This window comes from Pseudoalteromonas sp. KS88 (assembly GCF_004766475.1).
Taxonomy (GTDB): Bacteria; Pseudomonadota; Gammaproteobacteria; order Enterobacterales; family Alteromonadaceae; genus Pseudoalteromonas.
Genome location: NZ_PYHV01000021.1, coordinates 18,448 through 37,891 on the forward strand (window position 1 = coordinate 18,448; position 19,444 = coordinate 37,891).

Consider the following 19,444-nt stretch of genomic DNA (forward strand, 5'->3'; position numbering starts at 1 on the left):
CTGACCACCGCATTTAGTTATTTTATACCGAGGAAACGGCTATAAGGATTTACATTTAAAGTAACAACATTACTTTATTAATATTAAAAACGTCTGGTTATTGGCTACTCGGTGGTTTTTACCCCAAAAAATTTGTTCAGCTTTTTGGGCTAATCTTGCGCTGGATTTCTCCAAAATTATGTAATTACACCCTCAAAAAAATAACGATACAACATTATTCATGATACGTGTGTTGCATTATTTTATTTAGTTAAGACTTGGGGTACTGTCTTTAATGTTTTAATTAGCGGTACTATATCAAGAAAATAAGATGTTTGTGTTATTTTTAATGGTTGCCTTTCATTATGTTTTGATTAGAATCAAAAATTCTAAAGTGTTTTCTTTGGGTCAATAAACCCAATTCTGATTATAAATGGATGTTTGATCTGAGAAAGCCATTAAAATAATTTAAAAGGATTTAATCAGTGAAAAAAGTCAAAAGCTTTGCTCTATGCTTAATTGCTAGTTCAATTCTAACTGCATGCGGTGGTGATTCATCAAGTGACACTGCAAACGCGGTTAATACACCTCCTACTGTTAGCGTAAGTGCTGAACTTAACGTAAACGAAAACCAATTAATATCACTTGAAGGAACAGCTCAAGACTCTACAGGTTCTGTAGTAAGCTATGAATGGCAACAAACGTCAGGTGTAGAAGTTGAGCTTAGTGATGCTAACACCAGCACAGCAGCCTTTACTGCCCCCGAAGTGGATGAAGACCAAGTTGTTGTTTTTGAATTAGTGGCAAAAGACAATGAAGGGCTAACAGGCTCTGATACAATTTCAATCACCATTAAAAATGTGCTCATTGAACCTTCTCTGACTCTAACTGAGCGAGTTGAGGCTAACGAAAATACGGCAGTTACTTTAACTGGCACCGCAGCAGACGAAAATGGTTCAATCGTTTCTTATGCATGGCAACAAACTGACGGAGAGAGTGTCGAAGTAGCTAACTTAACGCAGAGCTCACTAATGTTTACTGCTCCTGCGGTGGATTTTGATACCACCTTAACATTTTCACTCACCGTAACTGATAACGATGGCCAAACTGCGACCAAAGATGTATTTGTTGATGTAAAAAATGTTGCTTCAGAGGTTATGTCCGTGCCAAATGGCAGTGAAGATGTAGTCATTGATGGGCAAACCGTGGAAGCTGCGTTAAATGAAATTTTGATTCATTTAAATGATGATGTGACTCAACTGCAGTTACAATCAATTTATGAAGAGCTTGCGAACAACGATGCGGCGGTCGCAAGTTTTGACGACTCTTTAAAGATTTTGCAAGTAAGAGTTAGAGAAGGGGTATCTGAAACTAGCTTAATTGAAAAACTAAACAGCGTAGGTGGTATTCGTCACGCTGGGTTTAATAGCATTGTACTGCCGCAAAATATTAAAATGCTCAGCAATTATACGCGCGAAAAACAAAATAAAAAATCTTTGGTGCAGCGAATGGTTGAGCCAAGTGCTGATGAGCCGCTTTACGCAGGTGATTATTGGATAGAAGCGATTTCGGCAAAGAGTGGCTGGCAATCGCTAGAAGGGCGCACTCTTTCTCCTGTGACTGTGGGGATTGTTGATACAGGCATTAGTGCAGAGCAAACCAGTATTGCAGAATCTCGCTTAACACGTATTAAGGTTCAATTAGACGGCCAATTTACAGAAGTTGATGGCGATGATACTGAAGAAGAGATTGCTCATGGGTTATGGGTGTCTAGTTTTGCTGCTGGTTATAATGTCAGCGAAGAAGCACCATTGTATGGAGTAAACCACAGTACGGATGTTATTCATGCGGATGTGTATACTAAGCGATGTGAAGGTGTGTTGAGTGCACTCGATTGCCCATTAGGTCTTGGCGTGAAAACCTACGTAACCGACTTGATTGCTGGCGTAAAAGCAACTATTGATAATGGCGCAAATGTTGTAAATATCTCTTGGGGTGATACAAGTACATGCACTGATAGCTCAGAAGTAAGATTAAGTAGCAGAAGGCATTGGCGGTTAAACCAAACAAATGTAGTTGAATATGCAAAAGAAAAGGACGTTTTGCTCGTATATTCAGCGGGCAACAACTGTGAGAAAGATGATGACCAACTATTAGTTAGTGCAGATGATATAGGTCAAGATGCGTGGAAAACAAATGCGTTAATCGTCGCTGCAACCGATATCGATAATAAAGAAGCCAGTTTTACACGTATGGGTGAAGTGGTCAATATTGCTGCACCAGGTCAAAATGTTGGCTGGGGTAATGGTAATACAGGATCTGGTACGTCATTTTCAGCACCTCTAGTGACTGGCTCTGCGGGGATAGTTAAAGGAATAAATAGCACATTAAAAGCAGCTGAAGTACGTGATATTTTAATTGCTACAGGCTCTAGCTTTTCACTTTCCGATGAGTCTATTGAAGTGGGCACAACAACTCCGACTAAGTTATTAAACTTAAATTCTGCAATTCAAACTGCTGATTTAACAGTTGACTCTGTTTTAGAAGTTACCGATCCTGTAGTCTTACCTAAAGGCATTAATAAAACTGCCCAACTAAACTTTACGTTACCTGCAACGACCGTTACAGCGCTAGATATCATGTTTTTAATTGATGTTAGTGGTAGTTATGATGACGACATAACAAGTTTAAAAGCGCAAGCAGATAATATTTTAGAAAACTTATCAGGTCGTGGAATTAACGTTGCCTTTGGTGTGTCTGCGTTTTCAGATTTTCCGATCGACGGATTCGGTGACGAGAGCTCAGGTGATGAAGCATTTTATTTGCTTCAATCAGTGACAACCGATGTTGATGCCGCTAAAGAGGGCATTAATGGCTTATCGACTTATTTTGGCTATGATTCACCTGAATCACAGCTCGAAGGGTTATATCAAGTTGTAACTGGAGCTGGTAGAGATATAGACAACGATGGTAGTTATACTGAAGTTGGTGATGTTGCACCGACTAACATAGGGTGGCGTGAAGGAGCATTAAAAGTTATTTTATTAGCAACTGACGCACCATTTCATGATTCTGATGTAAATGGAAGTTACCCAGGAGCAGGTAAGACAGAAGTGATTAGCTTGCTTCAACGAGAAGGCGTCACAGTATTTGGTTTACAAAGTGGTTCAGATAGTGATGCAACAACCGATTTAGAGGCAATTGTATCTGCAACGAACGGGCAAACTTTCTTATTATCTTCTGATAGTAATGAAATTTCAGAAGCCATCTCTTCAGCACTTGATGAAGCTTTAAAAGAAATTGACCTATCAATTGAGGTTATCTCGGGTGAACAATGGATTGAGACTATTACACCAGTGTTAATTGAAAACGTAAAACCTGAAGAAGAAGTTACCTTTGAAGTGAAACTAAAAGGTATCAAAAATGCTTCATTAGAGACGCTAAAATATGAAGTGATACTTTGGATTAAAGGGGATGGTAGTGCTGTTATCAGAAGGGTTGTAATCCCAATTTCTGTGCCTACATCTGATGACTCTGCACCAGAGTAACGCTTTAGTTTAACCCTGTATATCGCTGATATTGGAAGCTTTTTCCAATATCAGCTATTTAACTTTATAGGTAAGAATATGTCTATAAGAATAGGTATATTATTTATATTCGTTGCTTATCAACTGAGCGCATGCAAGGTACAAAGCAAGACTGAGCAAGAATGTATTTATGGAGGCGTTAAACAGCTGTGCGGCTCGTTACAAATAATATCATACAAAATTGCATTTTCAGAGACTCTCCTCATGGTCGAAAAGTATGTAAAACAACATAATGGCCAAGTTATTTCTAGTGATAGTGATTTACATGAAATAAAGATTCGCTTTGATAACATTGCTCCTAAAACAATGAGTGCTCACTCGGCTGATTTACTCAATATGCGCTTTATCAAGCGAGTTAATTATGTTTCGCTGACGAAGATAGATTAGTTTTTTTAAACTTGCATTAACTCCGTATTGGCTTTCGCCTCAGGCATCGTTTAGTACCAATGTCAGTCCAGATTTTGGCATTGTCAATGCACTGCTCAATAACAAATCCGAGAAACCAAAAGTATAAACCAAAGGGGTCACCCATTAGATCTCAGACCCTATAGATCTCAAATGACCACAATGATGTTGCTCTTGGGGTTGTTTAATTGAGTGAACCCTCATGTTTGAAAGGGCCGGTTTATTACTAACCGGCCTTCATTGTATGTGCTTAAAAGTTTAACGTAATCCCTATTGAAGGCAGCGGCATATCAGGAAATTGATAGTCTTTTTCAAAATCACTGTAATCTATGTTGTACTCAAGTTCTTGCACCGTTTTTGAGCCGTAAACGTTAAGCACTTCGATATAAATAGTCGATTCGAGACCAAATATTTGGGTTTGATAGTCTGCGCGAAGATCAAGCCTGTGATAGCTTCCCCATTGCTCAGCATTAAACTCGCCGTATTGAGGTATATAAAAGAGTGGTTGATTATTAGTTTCAGTGTAGGGAGTCGTTGATTGCACTTGTGTATAACGTCGCCCGCTTTGAAAACGCCATTTCGCGCCAATTTGCCAATTTTCGTTCCATTTATAATCCAGTACGAGGTTTGCAACCTAAGGTAAATCAAACTCAGAGTTAAATTGCTGATTGGTTAATGGGTTGTCGCGTTCTGTTTTACTGTAGGCAAAAAAACAATAAGGGGTCAAAAAACAATAAGGGGTCAAATCTTGACTTCATACATCAATGGTCTCGATTTATAGTTTATTGCTCATTGATTTTATCATTATGTCTAGGCCGCTGCGAATAGAGTATGAGAATGCGTTTTATCATGTTATGAATCGTGGAAGAGGGCGTGAAAATACCTTTTTGAGCGATGACGACTTTACGTATTTTTTATATTGCATTGAGCAAGCAAGCCTTCGCTTTAATATTGAAGTGCATTCTTATTGTTTAATGACCAATCATTATCACCTGCTAATCAAAACCCCCGATGCTAATTTAGGCAGAGCCATGAAGCATATTAATGGCCGTTATACTCAATACTTTAACAGAGTACACAATACAGATGGTGCGCTGTTTAGAGGGCGATATAAAGCTGTGTTGGTGGATGCTGATAACTACTTATTACATGTTAGTCGATATATTCATCGTAACCCAATTGAAACGAGCACCCCGTTGGTAGATGACCTAGCTAAGTATAAATGGTCTAGCTATTCAGCGTTCATTAAAAGGGGAGCGACGCCTAAATGGCTCGTTCGAGATTTTGTATTTTCGCTGCAAGGTAAAAAGCGTCAATATGCAGCTTATAAGCAGTTTGTGGAATTTGAAAACAGTGAAGAAATAAGCGCTTTTTATAATGCTAAAAAGTTATTGTCGGTTCTGGGCTGTGAGGACTTTATTGAAAACATAAAAGACTATATTGCAACATCAAATAGTGAAAGTAAGCTTGTTATTAAAAATTACTCAGCAGATGATGTAATTGCTTACGTAGCTAAACACTTTAGTATTGAGATAGGAGGTATCGTAACGGTTAAAAAGGGGCGAAAAGAGAAAAATTTACCCCGTTGGTTTGCTATTAAATTGTGCCAAGATTTAACGGGATTAAATTTGCAGGCGTTAGAATATATTTTTAATGTTCAGCATTATTCTGCAATATCTAAAACGGTGGGTAGGATGAATGCCTTAATGATCGAAGATAAAAAGGTTAAATTACTATTTGAAAAACTCGAAAGTGCTTTGATATCTGATGTCAAGATTTGCTCCCTTTCTGGACCCCTTTCTGCAGTCGAGCCCTTACAGCATATACTTCAATATCTTGCCATCCTTCACATCCAGATGTTACAGCACTAATAATAAGGAAAAAGCACATCGACAAGGTTATGATGTTGGTTGATAGTTGAGCGGTTACCTTTTACAAGTTCTAAATGGGAGAATAAGGACGTAAGGAATATAAAGCGATGAAATTTATAGTATTAGATCATAAATTATAAATGTTTACAAAGTATGATCCTGCCCAGCATGTTAGACATTCCATTAAAACAAAGCTATACCTATATTAACTACTTTTTGATGAATTTAATTTATGAAACGATCAGTTATTGGGTTATTGAGTGTAATATTTATTTTAAGTGCTTGTAATAATAGTAATGAAAAGAATAATAAGGTCAATGAGCCCCCTACATCGGTAACGGATCCTGTAAAAGATCCAATCACTTCTTTGCTAATTACAAGTACTACAGGTGGGAGTAAAGGGATAGGAAGTTGGACCACATTTGATTCAAGCTCCGTAAGCGTAAAGGATGTTGTAACAGCTGAAGGAGGACCCATACCAAGCTCTGTCCCCTTAGATATGGGAGTAATTGATGCCCAGGCGGGGTTTGCTTTTAATTCTGTTACAGGTTTGTTTTACGGGATTATACCGAATAGATTACGTGGTGATGTTGTTGTATTTGATCCAAAGAAAGATAGCCTAGAGCATGTTGCAACAATTCCACCTATTTATATTGCCGATGCTAGTAAGCCTTTATCGCAATACTTTACTGCACCAGCTATAAGTCCTGATGGCCGTTCTTTAATGATGATTGCACAATCGGGAGGTCCGAATTTACCGCAGCCTCCTGTAGACAGTAGCCATGTGACATCGGGGGCATTAGTCCATCTTAATATTGATGTGAGCAGTGATGGTTATGGGCAATTCACGCCGGTTTATGGAATGTATGAATTTGGTCAAAATAAAGACTATAAACAAAGAATAAATAAAGTATCTATGGTACCTCTTCTTGCGAGCACGCCGATAGGGGATGTGATTTTTTTGGTATCAAATTTTACTGCCAGTGCTTATAGCGTAAAAAATAATACGCAATTGAATTATGATGTTCCTGCCAAGGCTTTTGCGATTGCACCAAGTAATACGTTAGATTGGTCGAAGCCATGGGGTCTTGTTGATATAAATAGCAATAATATAGATGATGATGATGTCAATGAAGTACTTGGTCAGCCAGCTCCTCAGGCTAGCTATGACATTACGCGCAATGAGTTTGTGTTTGCTACAGAGCAAGCGCCAGATAATACCTGGATCTATCAAAAAGATGGCCCTGCTGTCGCGGTAAATAGCGTTGATATTGGTGTATTAAATAGTAGCCGAGGCGCAAAAAATCCGGTTGCAATAATTAGGCAGTATGGGTCTGATTATTATTTACTTACAGCAGGGGATGGGCCAAATATTGCGCCGGAACTCGATGCGGCAGCTTTTTTTGAAATTACAAATACAGACCAACTATTAGATCGTGCAAGGCTAAGCGCTTACTGGACTGGCAAAAGTGAACGCCGAGTACCAGTTGGTTTGTCTTCAAGCCGAACAACGGGTTATCACTTTGTTAATGCAACGTCTACTATTGGCGCAAACCAATTTGATAATTACATTGTGAGTAAATTTTGGGGTGACATTGATAATTTGCCCGTAACAAGCAATTCTGAGTTTTTAGATACTAGCCTTGAATCACTTTTACAAGACGCAGGAGTGATGCCATCACTCATTGATCGCTATGACTACAATGGTTTGGCACGTAAAAATTTATTCAATGGAAGTGTAAATGATGGTTATTTGATTAATGGTGTGCCTGCCATAGGTGGTTTGCCAGCTGAGCCAAGGGCAGACCGCTATGTAGTGAGTCTGGCTACACTAGGTGGTAAGCATGGTCATGGTGCAATTATAAAGTATGACCGTGTGACTGCTGAAGTGGTAAGTGTTCCCTTAGGTAACGCCACCGCAGGGTTTCCTTTAGGCAAGCCCTTGCAGCTAGAAAGCGGTGTTGTTCTAGGGGGGACGTTAAATCGAGTCAACTCAGGGGTGAATCCACAGCGCAGCAATGTTGGGGTATGGACTTTAGATATTACGACAAAAAAAATACAAGATTTTGCACTACCAGATACCGATTCTGAACGAAACGATGGGCGCTGGTACACTCGTGCGGTGAACCCTCCAAAAGGGTTTGCTAAAACAAAAAACGGTCAAATTTGGGGCACAGTCGTTTACGAGATATTTGATCCAATCTCGCCCTTTATTGCTGGTGCTGAGTATTATCCATATGTTGCAGGGCTACTCTCGTTTGATGCAAAAACAGGTCAGCCGAGTGGTGAATTGTATTTATTTGGTGAGAGTGAAAGCATTCTTGATGCAGACTTTACTGGCGCAGTTGCACATGATGATAAACTAAGCTTTATTACCCCAGCACTGCGAGTAGAAGATAACGGTGCAAAAGGCCAGCGATTATGGTTTGTGGATGTTAATAATAGAGATGCAAACGGTCGGCCAGATAGTAATTTTATTTTATTTTCGCCTGAAGCAAGCAGTGTTGCTGCTGGCGCATGGAAGATCCCCTTTGCTGCCGCTGCTGATAATGAGTCGGGCGATTTTTATGTTATGACTACTGCAATTGAAAATGATACTGAAGTTCGCATTCATAAGGCTGTGTTAGGCGAGTTAATTTCTTCTGAAATATCAATTTCCACGGTAGTGTCAGGACCTAAAGACGGATTAACTGACTTACCAGGGACACCTTTGTTCCAAGCATCTGATGGTTTATTTTATTATTTAACAAATAACGCTAAATTAATGCTTTTTAATCCAAATAACAGCACAGTAACCGTGCTAGCTGACTTTACTTTAAATGAAACGATAACTAGTGCAAATGGTTTTATTACAGAACCTGAGCAAGGTGTTATTATGGGGATTGTTTCAGATAGCAGCTTTACACAACCTTCTATTTCTCGAAGAGCTTTCTCATTTAATCTTGATGAAAAAACTTGGTTCACCGTTGATGTAACAAAAAATACAAGTGTGGAAGATCAGTATTTAGGAATAACCGCAGTTGTTAAATAGCGAAGGTTAAAGGGGTCAATGAGTGACCCCTTTTCTTTAATACTTTGAGCCATGAAAGTAGCATTAGGCTGCTTGATTTGGATAAATCTTATGGTGACAATTAAGCGTTGGCATGACCTTAATATATCTGGCTGGATGACGTTATGCTTTTTAATTCCTTTTATCGGTTCGATTAGCTGTATTATACCCAAACCACCTCAAGATGCAGACTTCAGCGTTTCACAGGTGTTTAATATCAAGGCGTTACTTTGCAATAATGGCAGTCCCTTTTAAGAAGTAACAACGATGAGAGTAAGCGCCTGTGAAACGCCCAACGGGTTGGTTTAAAAGCGATTCATACTGCGTTATTGATTTTAACAAGGGAACAACCATTATTTGCAATCAATGCCTTGCCTGAATCGCTTTTAACTCCAACTGAAACTGCATCTTGAGGTGGCTTGGGTATATTTACTTAGGTTTTGCGAAAGGTAAGCAGAAGGCAAATCGTTTTGGTGATGCGCTCACTCAATAAAGTACAACAGCTAAGCTAAGTGGTGAGTATTTAGCTCAATACGAGGGTGAAAATTACGAAGGTTACACCTGACTTCATTTATATAAATAAAGTCAGGGTTGTTAATCCAATTAGCAGCGTTATATTTTTCACTCATCGAATTACCATCTACTAACCAACTATCGCCGGATACCATTCGGCTAGCACAATTCCAAATAAACCCACCAAGAATATAATGGATATCAACACCATTAAGCTTGCTGTGGCGATTGTAATAATTTTATTAGTTGTAGTTTCGGCATGCCTTACCAGCTCAGCAATTAGTATAGGGATCACATAAGAGCAAATACTTACAGCTAGCACGGTTGGACCGGTAAATGTTGTGGTATTAACTCCTAAAGTACCAAATAGTAAAAAAAACTAAAGAAAAAAAACTAAAGGGGTCAAATCTTGACTTCATACATCAATGGTCTCGATTTAAAAAAACTAAAGGGGTCAAATCTTGACTTCATACATCAATGGTCTCGATTTATAGTTTATTGCTCATTGATTTTATCATTATGTCTAGGCCGCTGCGAATAGAGTATGAGAATGCGTTTTATCATGTGATGAATCGTGGAAGAGGGCGTGAAAATACCTTTTTGAATGATGACGATTTTACGTATTTTTTATATTGCATTGAGCAAGCAAGCCTTCGGTTTAATATTGAAGTGCATTCATATTGTTTAATGACCAATCACTACCACCTACTTATCAAAACCCCCGATGCTAATTTAGGTAGAGCCATGAAGCATATTAATGGCCTTTATACTCAATACTTTAATCGAACACATAACACAGACGGTGCACTGTTTAGAGGGCGATATAAAGCGGTTTTGGTGGATGCTGATAACTACTTGTTGCATGTTAGTCGATATATTCATCGTAATCCAATTGAAACGAGCACCCCGCTGGTAGATGACCTTGCTAAGTATCAATGGTCTAGCTATTCCGCTTTCATTAAAAGGGTAGCGGTGCCTAAATGGCTCGTTCGGGATTTTATATTTTCGCTCCAAGGCAAAAAGCGTCAATATGCAGCTTATAAGCAATTTGTGGAATTTGAAAACAGTGAAGAAATAAGCGCTTTTTATAATGCTAAAAAGCTATTGTCGGTTCTGGGCTGTGATGACTTTATTGAAAACATAAAGGACCATATCGCATCACCAAATAGTGAAAATAAGCTTGTTGTTAAGTCACAAACTAAAGAGGTCAAATCTTGACTTCGGACATTGGTGGGCTAAATTTATAATTTACTACTTATTGAATAGATTACTATGTCTAGGCCGCTGCGAATAGAATATGAGAATGCGTTTTATCATGTGATGAATCGTGGAAGAGGGCGTGAAAATACCTTTTTGAGTGATGACGACTTTAAGTATTTTTTATATTGCATTGAGCAAGCAAGCCTTCGCTTTAATATTGAAGTGCATTCATATTGTTTAATGAGCAATCACTACCACCTACTCATCAAAACCCCCGACGCTAATTTAGGTCGAGGCATGAAGCATATTAATGGCCTTTATACTCAATACTTTAATCGAACACATAACACAGACGGTGCGCTGTTTAGAGGGCGATATAAAGCGGTTTTGGTGGATGCTGATAACTACTTGTTGCATGTTAGTCGGTATATTCATCGTAATCCAATTGAAACGAGCACCCCGATGGTAGATGACCTTGCTAAGTATCAATGGTCTAGCTATTCCGCTTTTATTAAAAGGGTAGCGGTGCCTAAATGGCTTGTTCGAGATTTTATATTTTCGCTGCAAGGCAAAAAGCATAAATATGCAGCTTATAAGCAGTTTGTGGAGTTTGAAAACAGTGAAGAAATAAGCGCTTTTTATAATGCTAAAAAGTTATTGTCGGTTCTGGGCTGTGAGGACTTTATTGAAAACATAAAAGACCATATCGCATCACCAAATAGTGAAAGTAAGCTTGTTGTTAAAAAGTACTCAGCAGATGATGTAATCTCCTACTTAGCTCAATACTTTGGTGTTGAGGTAGATGATATAGTAATTGTTAAAAAGGGGCGAAAAGAGAAAAATTTACCCCGTTGGTTTGCTATTAAATTATGCCAAGATTTAACGGGATTAAATTTGCAGGCGTTAGCAGATATATTTAATGTTAAACACTATTCGGCTATATCAAAAACTGTCGGTAGATTAAATGTATTAATGATTGAAGATAATATCGTTGAATTACAATTGGAAAAGCTACGAGATTGTTTGATATCTGAAGTCAAGATTTGACCCTTTCCTTTCTTTCCTTTTCAGCAGAAACCATTTGCTGATCTTCCCGGTGGAAGAGCAATAACAGTGACGCCCAAAACCTTCCGAAAGTAAAACCGAAGATATAGGATATGCAATGTTTTATGTAACATTAGAGTTAAATAGTCAATCTGAATGTATTCCTGATAACGGTTTAATTCAAGAAAAGCTCAGAGTTGAACTGATCGAAAAATCTGTTTCAAATGAAGCTAGGCTTGCTTAACTAACAGTCAACGGATCTTTGCCTTTTTATAGAGGGTAAAGTAGAACTGTTGCTATTAGAGTAATGGAAGAAGGTTTTCTGGAGTTGTTACGAAAACAGGATAAATGTATTGATGTTTTACGAGGTAATGAGCTGTTCGGAAGTTTACGTCTTTCTGTAATAGAGTAGTGCCACCAATTAAATCCAAAGCCTCACACTCGCGAGGCTTTTTGTTGTTTTCAATAAAGTCGGAACGGGCTTTATTTTTGGCTGCTTTTGAAGCCAAAGGGATTGAAAAGCAGCTTCGCAATCGGTGTTGGCTAAATGAATATCTGGTGCAAGGCTTTATTTTGGTTTAGGTAGTTCGATTGTTCCGTTTAGCTTTATGGCATTAGTGTTTTCAGCAGGTTTACTTGAGCTTGAATTACTCGTCACTACTGCAATTGAAATATTTGATGAATTGAAATCTAATGGTACAAGATTCAAGCCTGAATTATAGGGTAAGTGTTTAGTTAAGTTGTATTGATAGCTCTTTTTGCTGATTGAAATAGTCAATATTGGTATTGGAATTGGTGACTTTGGTTTGGTGTTAGATTTATTTGTATTGGTTAAGGCTGGTAAATAATCCCCTAACTTAAATTTCTTGAGTAATATCTCGTTTAATGGAATTACTTCAGCTAATTTTGTAGTATCTACAGTACTAGTTCCAGTTGTAAGTGTTCCATCAGCTGCTAATGTAACACTACCTGTGGTTGTACCGAAAGGTGGTACAATAGTGTTGAAGTAATATACTTTGCTGTAATCAACTATCGATTCATAAGCAGCCTTATTACTAATAAATTCTTGATGAACATTTAAAGGTGTTCGAGTTTTAGAACTAAGATCATCTGACTTATCTGATGGCGAAATTGAACAGTTTATGGCTGAAGTTGAACACCCTTTATCTAGTTCTGTCTTAAATATTCCGAGTGCTGTAGCGAAACCACTATCAACTTGCTTTTGTGCTTCAGCAAAAGCGCTTAGTAACTCTATTGAATCGTAACTTCCCATTTTTATATCGAATTTGGCACTATTTTTACTACCTGTAAGTGCTTTTCCATCGGCTTTTATTTTTGAATACTCTATAGTCACTTCTAACCAAGATCTTGAGTAAGCAGTTGTTTGTTTGACTGCACCTTTTTTTACGTAATATGGAATTCCTTTTACAGACTCTCCATTATTATCATAAATATCAAAAGATGAACAAGCTGTGACGGTTAAGCTAGCTAAGATTGCAAACGAGAAATTTTTCATTAGTCTTCCTTGAAAATAATCATTGGATTGATTAAATAATATACACATGGAAAGGTTGTATGACAACTAAGTAAATTTATTGATGTAGTAAATCATAGGGGTCACCCATTAGAAAGTTCCGGTCAAGCAGGTAACTGTGTTTGCTTGATCTTTTAATTCAAAAACCAAGTGCTCTTATTTTTTAAACTCAATTTAAATATGACTATGCATCCAGTAATGACGTTGATTGGTGCAACCAAAGGGGGCACCCATTAGATCTCAGACCCTATAGATCTCAAATGACCACAATGATGTTGCTCTTGGGGTTGTTTAATTGAGTGAACCCTCATGTTTGAAAGAGCCGGTTTATTACTAACCGGCCTTCATTGTATGTGCTTAAAAGTTTAACGTAATCCCGATTGAAGGCAGCGGCATATCAGGAAATTGATAGTCTTTTTCAAAATCACTGTAATCTATGTTGTACTCAAGTTCTTGCACCGTTTTTGAGCCGTAAACGTTAAGCACTTCGATATAAATAGTCGATTCGAGACCAAATACTTGGGTTTGATAGTCTGCGCGAAGATCAAGCCTGTGATAGTTCCCCCATTGTTCAGCATTAAACTCGCCATATTGTGGTATATAAAAGAGTGGTTGATTATTAATTTCAGTATAGGGAGTCGCTGATTGCACTTGTGTATAACGTCGCCCGCTTTGAAAACGCCATTTCGCGCCAATTTGCCAATTTTCGTTCCATTTATAATCCAGCACGAGGTTTGCAACCCAAGGTAAATCAAACTCAGAGTTAAATTGCTGATTGGTTAATGGGTTGTCGCGTTCTGTTTTACTGTAGGCAATGCTTGCCCAGCCATACCAATCTTCTGATAACTGCTTATTTAGCAGCAGCTCTATACCGTATGATTCACCACTGGCGACATCATCAAATGTTGGCTCGCCAGCCACATGTTGTGTTAAACGTCGCTTTTGTGCATCAGGGTTCGCAACGATTAAGTTATCTAGCTCTTTGTAAAATAGTTCTGTTTTTAACCCGAGTCCTTGACCAAGGTTTGAATCTAGGCTCAACGTGTAATGAGTCGATTCACTGGCTTCAAGTGTGGATTCGCCATATTGAGGAATCAAATATTGGTAGTCATCAACCAGTGTGTGGTGTACACCGTAGCTAATGTTGAGTTTATGCTTATCGGTCACATCAAAGCCTATACGTGCGCGAGGCTCTAAATAACGTTGTGAATTGCTATCCGTTGCGAGGTACGCCAAACCAATGTTGTAATCCCAGCGAGGCGAAATGTCTCCCCTAAGTGATGCATAGGCATGATAATCTCTTACCGTAAGTGAGCCTTGCTGCGAAAATGTGGGGCTAAAATAGCTGGGTGGGCACACTTTAAATTCTGTGTTGCATGGTAATAACCGACCACTGCTTAGGTAATCAATATCACTTTGTTTGAGTTGAATACCAAAATCGAGGGTGAATGAATCTGCAATATATTGGTTATCTGATTTTACAATTATTTTTGTGATATCAGCATCCCAGCGAAAGATGTCACCTTCTCGCTCTTGCTGGTTTTGCGTTAACACATTGACACTGCTGATTGACTCGAGGTTGTCACCAGTGTATTGCCAACTGATTGCTTGGCTATGAAAATAACTTTGGTATCGCTGGCCAGAAGCCAAATCAGGGTTTTTACCAATGTCGCGGCCGTCTGCATCAAATTCAATTTCAATGTAATCTTTTGCGCCACTGGCGGTTGCACGTAACACATTATTGTTATCTATATCCCAAATTAGTTTTGCTTGGTAATCCCGGTTACGCGGTGGCACTGAAAATGAAAAGTCCTCGTCTTCGATAAAGTTATCAACGTAGGTGTGCACTAAACTCTCTCTAAATGAAACGTAGAACGCGGCATCTGGCGAAATCGCTTGTTCATATAAAAAGCCACTGCGAAAAAAGCTTAAATCAATTACATTGGTTGGTGTGTCAGGGCTTGGATCTCTTAATTGCGTTAATATGACCCCGCCATTTGCATTGGCATAGTTGCTTGCCCAAGCGCCTGTTTTTAACTCAAAGCTTTCAATAAGCAGTGGGTTATAAATACTCAAACCATCGTTGTGAAAAATATACCCCATCTCTAATCCATCTGTTAGATAAAGGTTGTCGTTAGTGGAGCTGCCACGAATAGCCGGTTGTGCTACTGGGCCGCCAGTATTTGGGGTTGCTAAAACAACACCAGGGAGTGCTTCTAAACCTTTGAGTGGATCGTTGCCCGTACCGGGTAGCGTTACTAATTTGTTCGAACTAATTTTAATGCCGTCTGGTTGAGGAGCCACCACGGTAATGCTTTCAATCTCGTTTTGACTGTTGTCTGTTTGAGCCCAAGCGTGTGTACATATTATGCTCACTAATACTGCGATTGATGATTTAGTAAATGTCATTTTTGCGTCCTTTGTATGCGTTATTTAATAACAATAATTTACGCCTTAAATGATTTCTGGTTTAATTAACATATTGATTTTTGTATGAATGGGCAGTTTATTGTATGGATGGGCAGTTTCAGATTGGTGCAATAAGCCCATGGCGCTATTTTCTGTGTGTTGGCTTTGTTTTAGCGTGTATTTTAAGCGTCTCAGATGACGACAATATACTGCCTTTTTGGTTAAATTTTATTGTTTGGCAAGGACAGGTTTTTTTAGCGTTAGGTTTTTTTATCACCACACATACATTAATGAGAGGTGTGCTTAGTAAACAAAATAACTTTGTTAAGCTGATTGTTAGCGCATTAATTGCGGCGACACTTTATGTGCCGATCTCACTACTTTTTGATGTGTATATAGAGCAAGAAACAGCTTACAGCGTGGGTGCTTTAATCGAAGAGTGGCAAAATATGGTTCCCCCCGCGCTGATATCATGGATTGCGATTAATTTGCCTTGGGTCCTCGGATTTAAAATTGAGTCCACCCATAAACAAGCACCTGAAGTTCAACAACCAAACACGCCAAATATGGCCTTCAAGACCAATCAAACTGAGAGGGTGTGTTCACATCAAGGTAGCTGCGGTGACACTGGTGGGGCATTAACACAACCACTGACCTCTGAGGCAGTCAGTAACAATGCAGTTGAACTTTCAACAAATGAAGAGACTCAAAGCCGTGCGCAACAATTTTTGCAATTGGCAAACATCAACGCTATTTCAGAGCTTATTTACCTAAAAGCTGAGTTACATTATTTAAATGTTGTGCTTGAGTCTGGAAGTCATTTAATTTTATACAATCTTAAAGATGCCATAGACGATATTAGTTCACTGTCGCCAGAGCTTGCAGTTGGACAAACTCACAGAAGCTATTGGGTTAATACAGCCCACATTCACTCATTAGAAAAAAAGAACCGAGAAGGAGCATTGAAAATGTCAAATCAAACCTGTGTGCCAGTGAGTCGCACACACATGAGTAAGGTTAAGTCTTGGCTTAAAAAGTAACACAAACGAAAGAAGCACTATTGAGTTTCTCTATTCTTTGCCATCTAATTTTAAGTTTATCACTGCTGCGCACTTTAAAGCTCACCATTAACCCATGCCGATTAACATAAAAATCTAATAATTTGTACTTAAAAAACGCACAAAAGTTAAATAAATGTAAATTAAAACTTGCGTTTGTACCTGTGTAGTCTATTTTCTGATCGGAGGTCATACCTCCAACCTGATAACTATAATCAACAGGAATACACATGAAAATAAAAACATGCTTATTAATGCCTGCTCTAACACTCGTAGCTGGCTTAAGCCACGGCGCATTTGCCGAACAAGGGGTTGCATTTGTTCATGGTACAGGCGAACAAACCGATGCATACAATGATTATTGGACGGGCAGCTTTGTCAATACAGTTCGCCAAGGTTTACCAAACAGTCGTAATTACACGGTCATTAATTGTGACTTTGATCAGTATATGTGGGCAGATGCGGCGTCTGGCTGTTTAGCTGGGCAGCTCACTACATTTATCAATAATAAAAACATCACTGATTTAACCCTGATCACTCATTCTAATGGCGGCAATGTGGTGCGTTGGATTTTATCTAACCCAACGTTTGATAGCCGTTATCCAAATATCATTAGTAAAGTCACGCACACCATTGCGCTTGCTCCTTCAAGTGGTGGAACACCTTTGGCTGATGCGGTTGTTGCGGGTAATTCTTTTGAGCAAAGCTTGGGCTGGTTATTGGGTTATGGCAGCGATGCGGTAAAGCAACAACAAGTGTCTTGGATGGCATCGTATAACGCGCAGTGGTTGCATGGCACACCAAATCGTCCAAGTTTACCGTCTCGATTCGAAGCTGTGGTGGGGAGTGATGTTGAATCAGCTGTATGGGATAGCGACAGTTATTGCGGCGGTTACCAAAATCAAGTAGGCCTTGAAGTGACGCAAAACTGGTTAGATAGCTGCTCAGATGGCTTTTTAAATTGCAGTTCTCAGTCGTTAGCTGGTGAAGTGTGGTTTATTGATAAATCACGAACCCAAGGTGGTGAACCTTTGAGTCATCAGCAAAGTCGACGTAATTGTTTTGGCTTGCCAAACATGCTTAAAAATCGAATTTAGGAGCCCGTTATGATTAATAAATTAACCACACTCGCAGCTGTAATGGTACTTGTAAGCACAGCAGCCCAAGCGAATGAGCAAACGGTTTATCAGTTTCCTCAAGTTCAACCAGCATCGAACGCTCAGCTACAAACGCTTGAAAAAGACAGTGTTGAGTATTGGCAGAAGGTTTCGGGCAAAGAGCTTAAGCGCGGCGTGCCGGTATTTGTAAACCAAGCAGATAACTTTATTCGTATTGCGCCAAAAGCCCGTTTTGATAGCGGTGAAGTATTTAAGCCCCATGGCTTACAGCTTGATAAGCTGTCGGTGCGTGATGACAGTTTTAGGCAAATGCCAATGCAAGCCATGGTTGCACAAGAGAAAATGAAAAATGCAGGGTTTCGCGATGGCAGCGTTGGGCTAAAGCTTGGTCAGGTAAATGGCAAAGCAATGTTAAGAACAAGCCAAGCGCTTAACGACAAAGACACCTACTTGCTGCATGTGATTGAAAAAGATTCGAGCAATTCTTTGCATGCTAAATCGCAGTTTAAAGTAAAAGATCAGCAACAACGTGTCGCAATGCAGCTTAGTATGGGTAAAAAGCGGTTTAAAGATAGTGATGTGAAGCTCACACTTTCAAGCCCTGAAGGCGAAAAGCTTGATGTACGTTACGAAAATGGTGAAGCCGTATTTAATTACCCCCTAGAAATCTTAGGTGCTGCAAGTGGCTACTATGAGCTTGAGGCAAGTGTAGATACTAAAGTACAGGGTCAAACGGTAAAACGTTCTATAAAAATGCCGTTTGTACACAGCTCACAAACCATCAGTATGGATAAAGCTAAAGTAACAGCGCTTGGTAATAATAAGTACCAAGCTAAAGTGCCAGTGCAAGTGACTGACTCAGGTCGCTACGCTATTCGTGCTACGTTAACTGGCAAAGGAGATAAAGGTGAGCGTATAAAACTGGCAACGGTTGAAGTAGCAAAACAAATTGATAGTTATGATAATTTCACGATGCCTTTCGCGATAGCTAAAGCTGCCAAAGGCCCGTTCAAGCTGGTTGATATTGAGCTTACCGATCAAACGCGAATGTTAAAGTTTGCGGGAGAATAAAGGGAAAAAGTAAAGCCGGTTGAAGCTATATTAACTTGAAGTAAATGTGCGTGCCTGAAATTCGAAAAGGTCAGGCGCGCATTTGAGCTATTAGCCGTCAGCTATCAGGTATGGCACTCACTAGTTTGCAAGTTATGAGTTTTAGGAGGCGCTTTATCGCCGAACTGTTGGTTGTGGGTTTACCCTGAGCCCTTATTTTCTTACTGGAGTGGCTCAATTGGATGGCAACAATCCTATAATAAGGAAAAGTTTAAGTTGTATGAAACTTAAATATTTTGTTAGTTTCTAACATCTAACGTTGATTAAATTTGTTTGTTTTTTATCCCTCCATAATTCATCCATTATTGTGATATAGCCTTTGAAATATGTATTTTTTGTACCCTAAAAGTACTATCTAGGTATAAATCACGGCGTTTAAAATTAAACTCTGTATGTTTTGCTATATTCCTAGGTAGTTAAATTTACGTACTTATTGTGTGGTGTTGTTACATAGAGTGCTTGTTGGGTTCAAGGTACATAATTGATGGTTTCTGGTCCAAGTAATAGCAAATTTACACTAAAAAGTTTAGCTGGTGAGCCCACTCTGACTAAACAAATAAGTGAAAG

The 19,444-nt window shown here is 39.0% G+C and carries 13 protein-coding genes and 1 pseudogene; 10 read left to right on the forward strand and 4 right to left on the reverse strand.

Annotation, left to right across the window (positions count from 1 at the left end):
• Positions 1 to 464: 464 nt before the first annotated feature.
• Positions 465 to 3,527: a S8 family serine peptidase gene (locus tag C7Y70_RS14580; protein ID WP_135475432.1), complete on the forward strand. Its 3,063-nt coding sequence runs from the start codon at positions 465 to 467 to the stop codon at positions 3,525 to 3,527.
• Between the two features lie 78 nt (positions 3,528 to 3,605).
• Entirely contained in the window at positions 3,606 to 3,953 is a 348-nt protein-coding gene (locus C7Y70_RS14585; RefSeq protein WP_135475433.1) for a hypothetical protein, read from the forward strand.
• Between the two features lie 268 nt (positions 3,954 to 4,221).
• Here C7Y70_RS14585 and C7Y70_RS14590 read toward each other — a convergent pair whose 3' ends face one another.
• Positions 4,222 to 4,515, reverse strand: a complete 294-nt coding sequence (locus C7Y70_RS14590) for a hypothetical protein (RefSeq protein WP_167850832.1) — start codon at positions 4,513 to 4,515, stop codon at positions 4,222 to 4,224.
• Between the two features lie 262 nt (positions 4,516 to 4,777).
• Between C7Y70_RS14590 and C7Y70_RS14595 the strand changes: the two genes are divergently transcribed.
• A complete protein-coding gene (locus C7Y70_RS14595; RefSeq protein WP_135475437.1) occupies positions 4,778 to 5,842 on the forward strand; it encodes a transposase in 1,065 nt (354 codons plus the stop codon).
• Here the strand turns inward: C7Y70_RS14595 and C7Y70_RS14600 are convergent.
• Positions 5,793 to 5,943: pseudogene (locus C7Y70_RS14600) on the reverse strand (transposase family protein); the annotation flags it as partial. The gene C7Y70_RS14595 and the pseudogene C7Y70_RS14600 sit on opposite strands and share 50 nt — an antisense overlap.
• A gap of 131 nt (positions 5,944 to 6,074) precedes the next feature.
• Between C7Y70_RS14600 and C7Y70_RS14605 the strand changes: the two are divergent.
• From C7Y70_RS14605 to C7Y70_RS20765, 4 genes are all read left to right on the forward strand, one after another.
• Positions 6,075 to 8,873, forward strand: coding sequence for a hypothetical protein (locus C7Y70_RS14605; protein WP_135475438.1), 2,799 nt, complete (start codon positions 6,075 to 6,077; stop codon positions 8,871 to 8,873).
• Positions 8,874 to 9,923: 1,050 nt separating this feature from the next.
• Positions 9,924 to 10,622, forward strand: a complete 699-nt coding sequence (locus tag C7Y70_RS14620; protein ID WP_245321534.1) for a transposase — start codon at positions 9,924 to 9,926, stop codon at positions 10,620 to 10,622.
• Between the two features lie 54 nt (positions 10,623 to 10,676).
• Positions 10,677 to 11,651: a transposase gene (locus C7Y70_RS14625; RefSeq protein ID WP_135475440.1), complete on the forward strand. Its 975-nt coding sequence runs from the start codon at positions 10,677 to 10,679 to the stop codon at positions 11,649 to 11,651.
• 115 nt (positions 11,652 to 11,766) lie between these two features.
• Complete coding sequence (locus tag C7Y70_RS20765) at positions 11,767 to 11,892, forward strand: hypothetical protein (protein WP_280953833.1); 126 nt, start codon at positions 11,767 to 11,769, stop codon at positions 11,890 to 11,892.
• Positions 11,893 to 12,216: 324 nt separating this feature from the next.
• Here C7Y70_RS20765 and C7Y70_RS14630 read toward each other — a convergent pair whose 3' ends face one another.
• Positions 12,217 to 13,164 carry a hypothetical protein gene (locus C7Y70_RS14630; protein ID WP_135475442.1) on the reverse strand — a complete coding sequence of 316 codons (948 nt, stop codon included), beginning with the start codon at positions 13,162 to 13,164 and terminating at the stop codon, positions 12,217 to 12,219.
• Positions 13,165 to 13,539: 375 nt separating this feature from the next.
• Positions 13,540 to 15,591: a TonB-dependent receptor plug domain-containing protein gene (locus C7Y70_RS14635; protein ID WP_135475444.1), complete on the reverse strand. Its 2,052-nt coding sequence runs from the start codon at positions 15,589 to 15,591 to the stop codon at positions 13,540 to 13,542.
• A 104-nt stretch (positions 15,592 to 15,695) separates the two neighbouring features.
• Here C7Y70_RS14635 and C7Y70_RS14640 point away from each other — a divergent pair, with 104 nt between their 5' ends.
• The 3 genes from C7Y70_RS14640 (at position 15,696) to C7Y70_RS14650 (ending at position 18,838) form a co-directional block, all read left to right on the forward strand.
• Entirely contained in the window at positions 15,696 to 16,631 is a 936-nt protein-coding gene (locus C7Y70_RS14640; RefSeq protein ID WP_135475446.1) for a LytTR family DNA-binding domain-containing protein, read from the forward strand.
• A 272-nt stretch (positions 16,632 to 16,903) separates the two neighbouring features.
• The gene (locus C7Y70_RS14645) at positions 16,904 to 17,746 is read left to right on the forward strand and encodes a hypothetical protein (RefSeq protein WP_245321543.1); all 843 of its coding nucleotides are present in this window, start codon (positions 16,904 to 16,906) and stop codon (positions 17,744 to 17,746) included.
• A gap of 9 nt (positions 17,747 to 17,755) precedes the next feature.
• Entirely contained in the window at positions 17,756 to 18,838 is a 1,083-nt protein-coding gene (locus C7Y70_RS14650; protein WP_135475450.1) for a DUF4785 domain-containing protein, read from the forward strand.
• The last annotated feature ends 606 nt before the right edge of the window (positions 18,839 to 19,444 follow it).

What these genes read in the sequence shown, in the direction of transcription:
- C7Y70_RS14585 (WP_135475433.1), top strand. Translation starts at nt 3,606, where the DNA reads ATGTCTATAAGAATAGGTATATTATTTATATTCGTTGCTTATCAACTG.
- C7Y70_RS14595 (WP_135475437.1), top strand. Translation starts at nt 4,778, where the DNA reads ATGTCTAGGCCGCTGCGAATAGAGTATGAGAATGCGTTTTATCATGTT.
- C7Y70_RS14605 (WP_135475438.1), top strand. Translation starts at nt 6,075, where the DNA reads ATGAAACGATCAGTTATTGGGTTATTGAGTGTAATATTTATTTTAAGT.
- C7Y70_RS14620 (WP_245321534.1), top strand. Translation starts at nt 9,924, where the DNA reads ATGTCTAGGCCGCTGCGAATAGAGTATGAGAATGCGTTTTATCATGTG.
- C7Y70_RS14625 (WP_135475440.1), top strand. Translation starts at nt 10,677, where the DNA reads ATGTCTAGGCCGCTGCGAATAGAATATGAGAATGCGTTTTATCATGTG.
- C7Y70_RS20765 (WP_280953833.1), top strand. Translation starts at nt 11,767, where the DNA reads ATGTTTTATGTAACATTAGAGTTAAATAGTCAATCTGAATGTATTCCT.
- C7Y70_RS14630 (WP_135475442.1), bottom strand. Translation starts at nt 13,164, where the DNA reads ATGAAAAATTTCTCGTTTGCAATCTTAGCTAGCTTAACCGTCACAGCT.
- C7Y70_RS14635 (WP_135475444.1), bottom strand. Translation starts at nt 15,591, where the DNA reads ATGACATTTACTAAATCATCAATCGCAGTATTAGTGAGCATAATATGT.
- C7Y70_RS14640 (WP_135475446.1), top strand. Translation starts at nt 15,696, where the DNA reads ATGGATGGGCAGTTTCAGATTGGTGCAATAAGCCCATGGCGCTATTTT.
- C7Y70_RS14645 (WP_245321543.1), top strand. Translation starts at nt 16,904, where the DNA reads ATGCCTGCTCTAACACTCGTAGCTGGCTTAAGCCACGGCGCATTTGCC.
- C7Y70_RS14650 (WP_135475450.1), top strand. Translation starts at nt 17,756, where the DNA reads ATGATTAATAAATTAACCACACTCGCAGCTGTAATGGTACTTGTAAGC.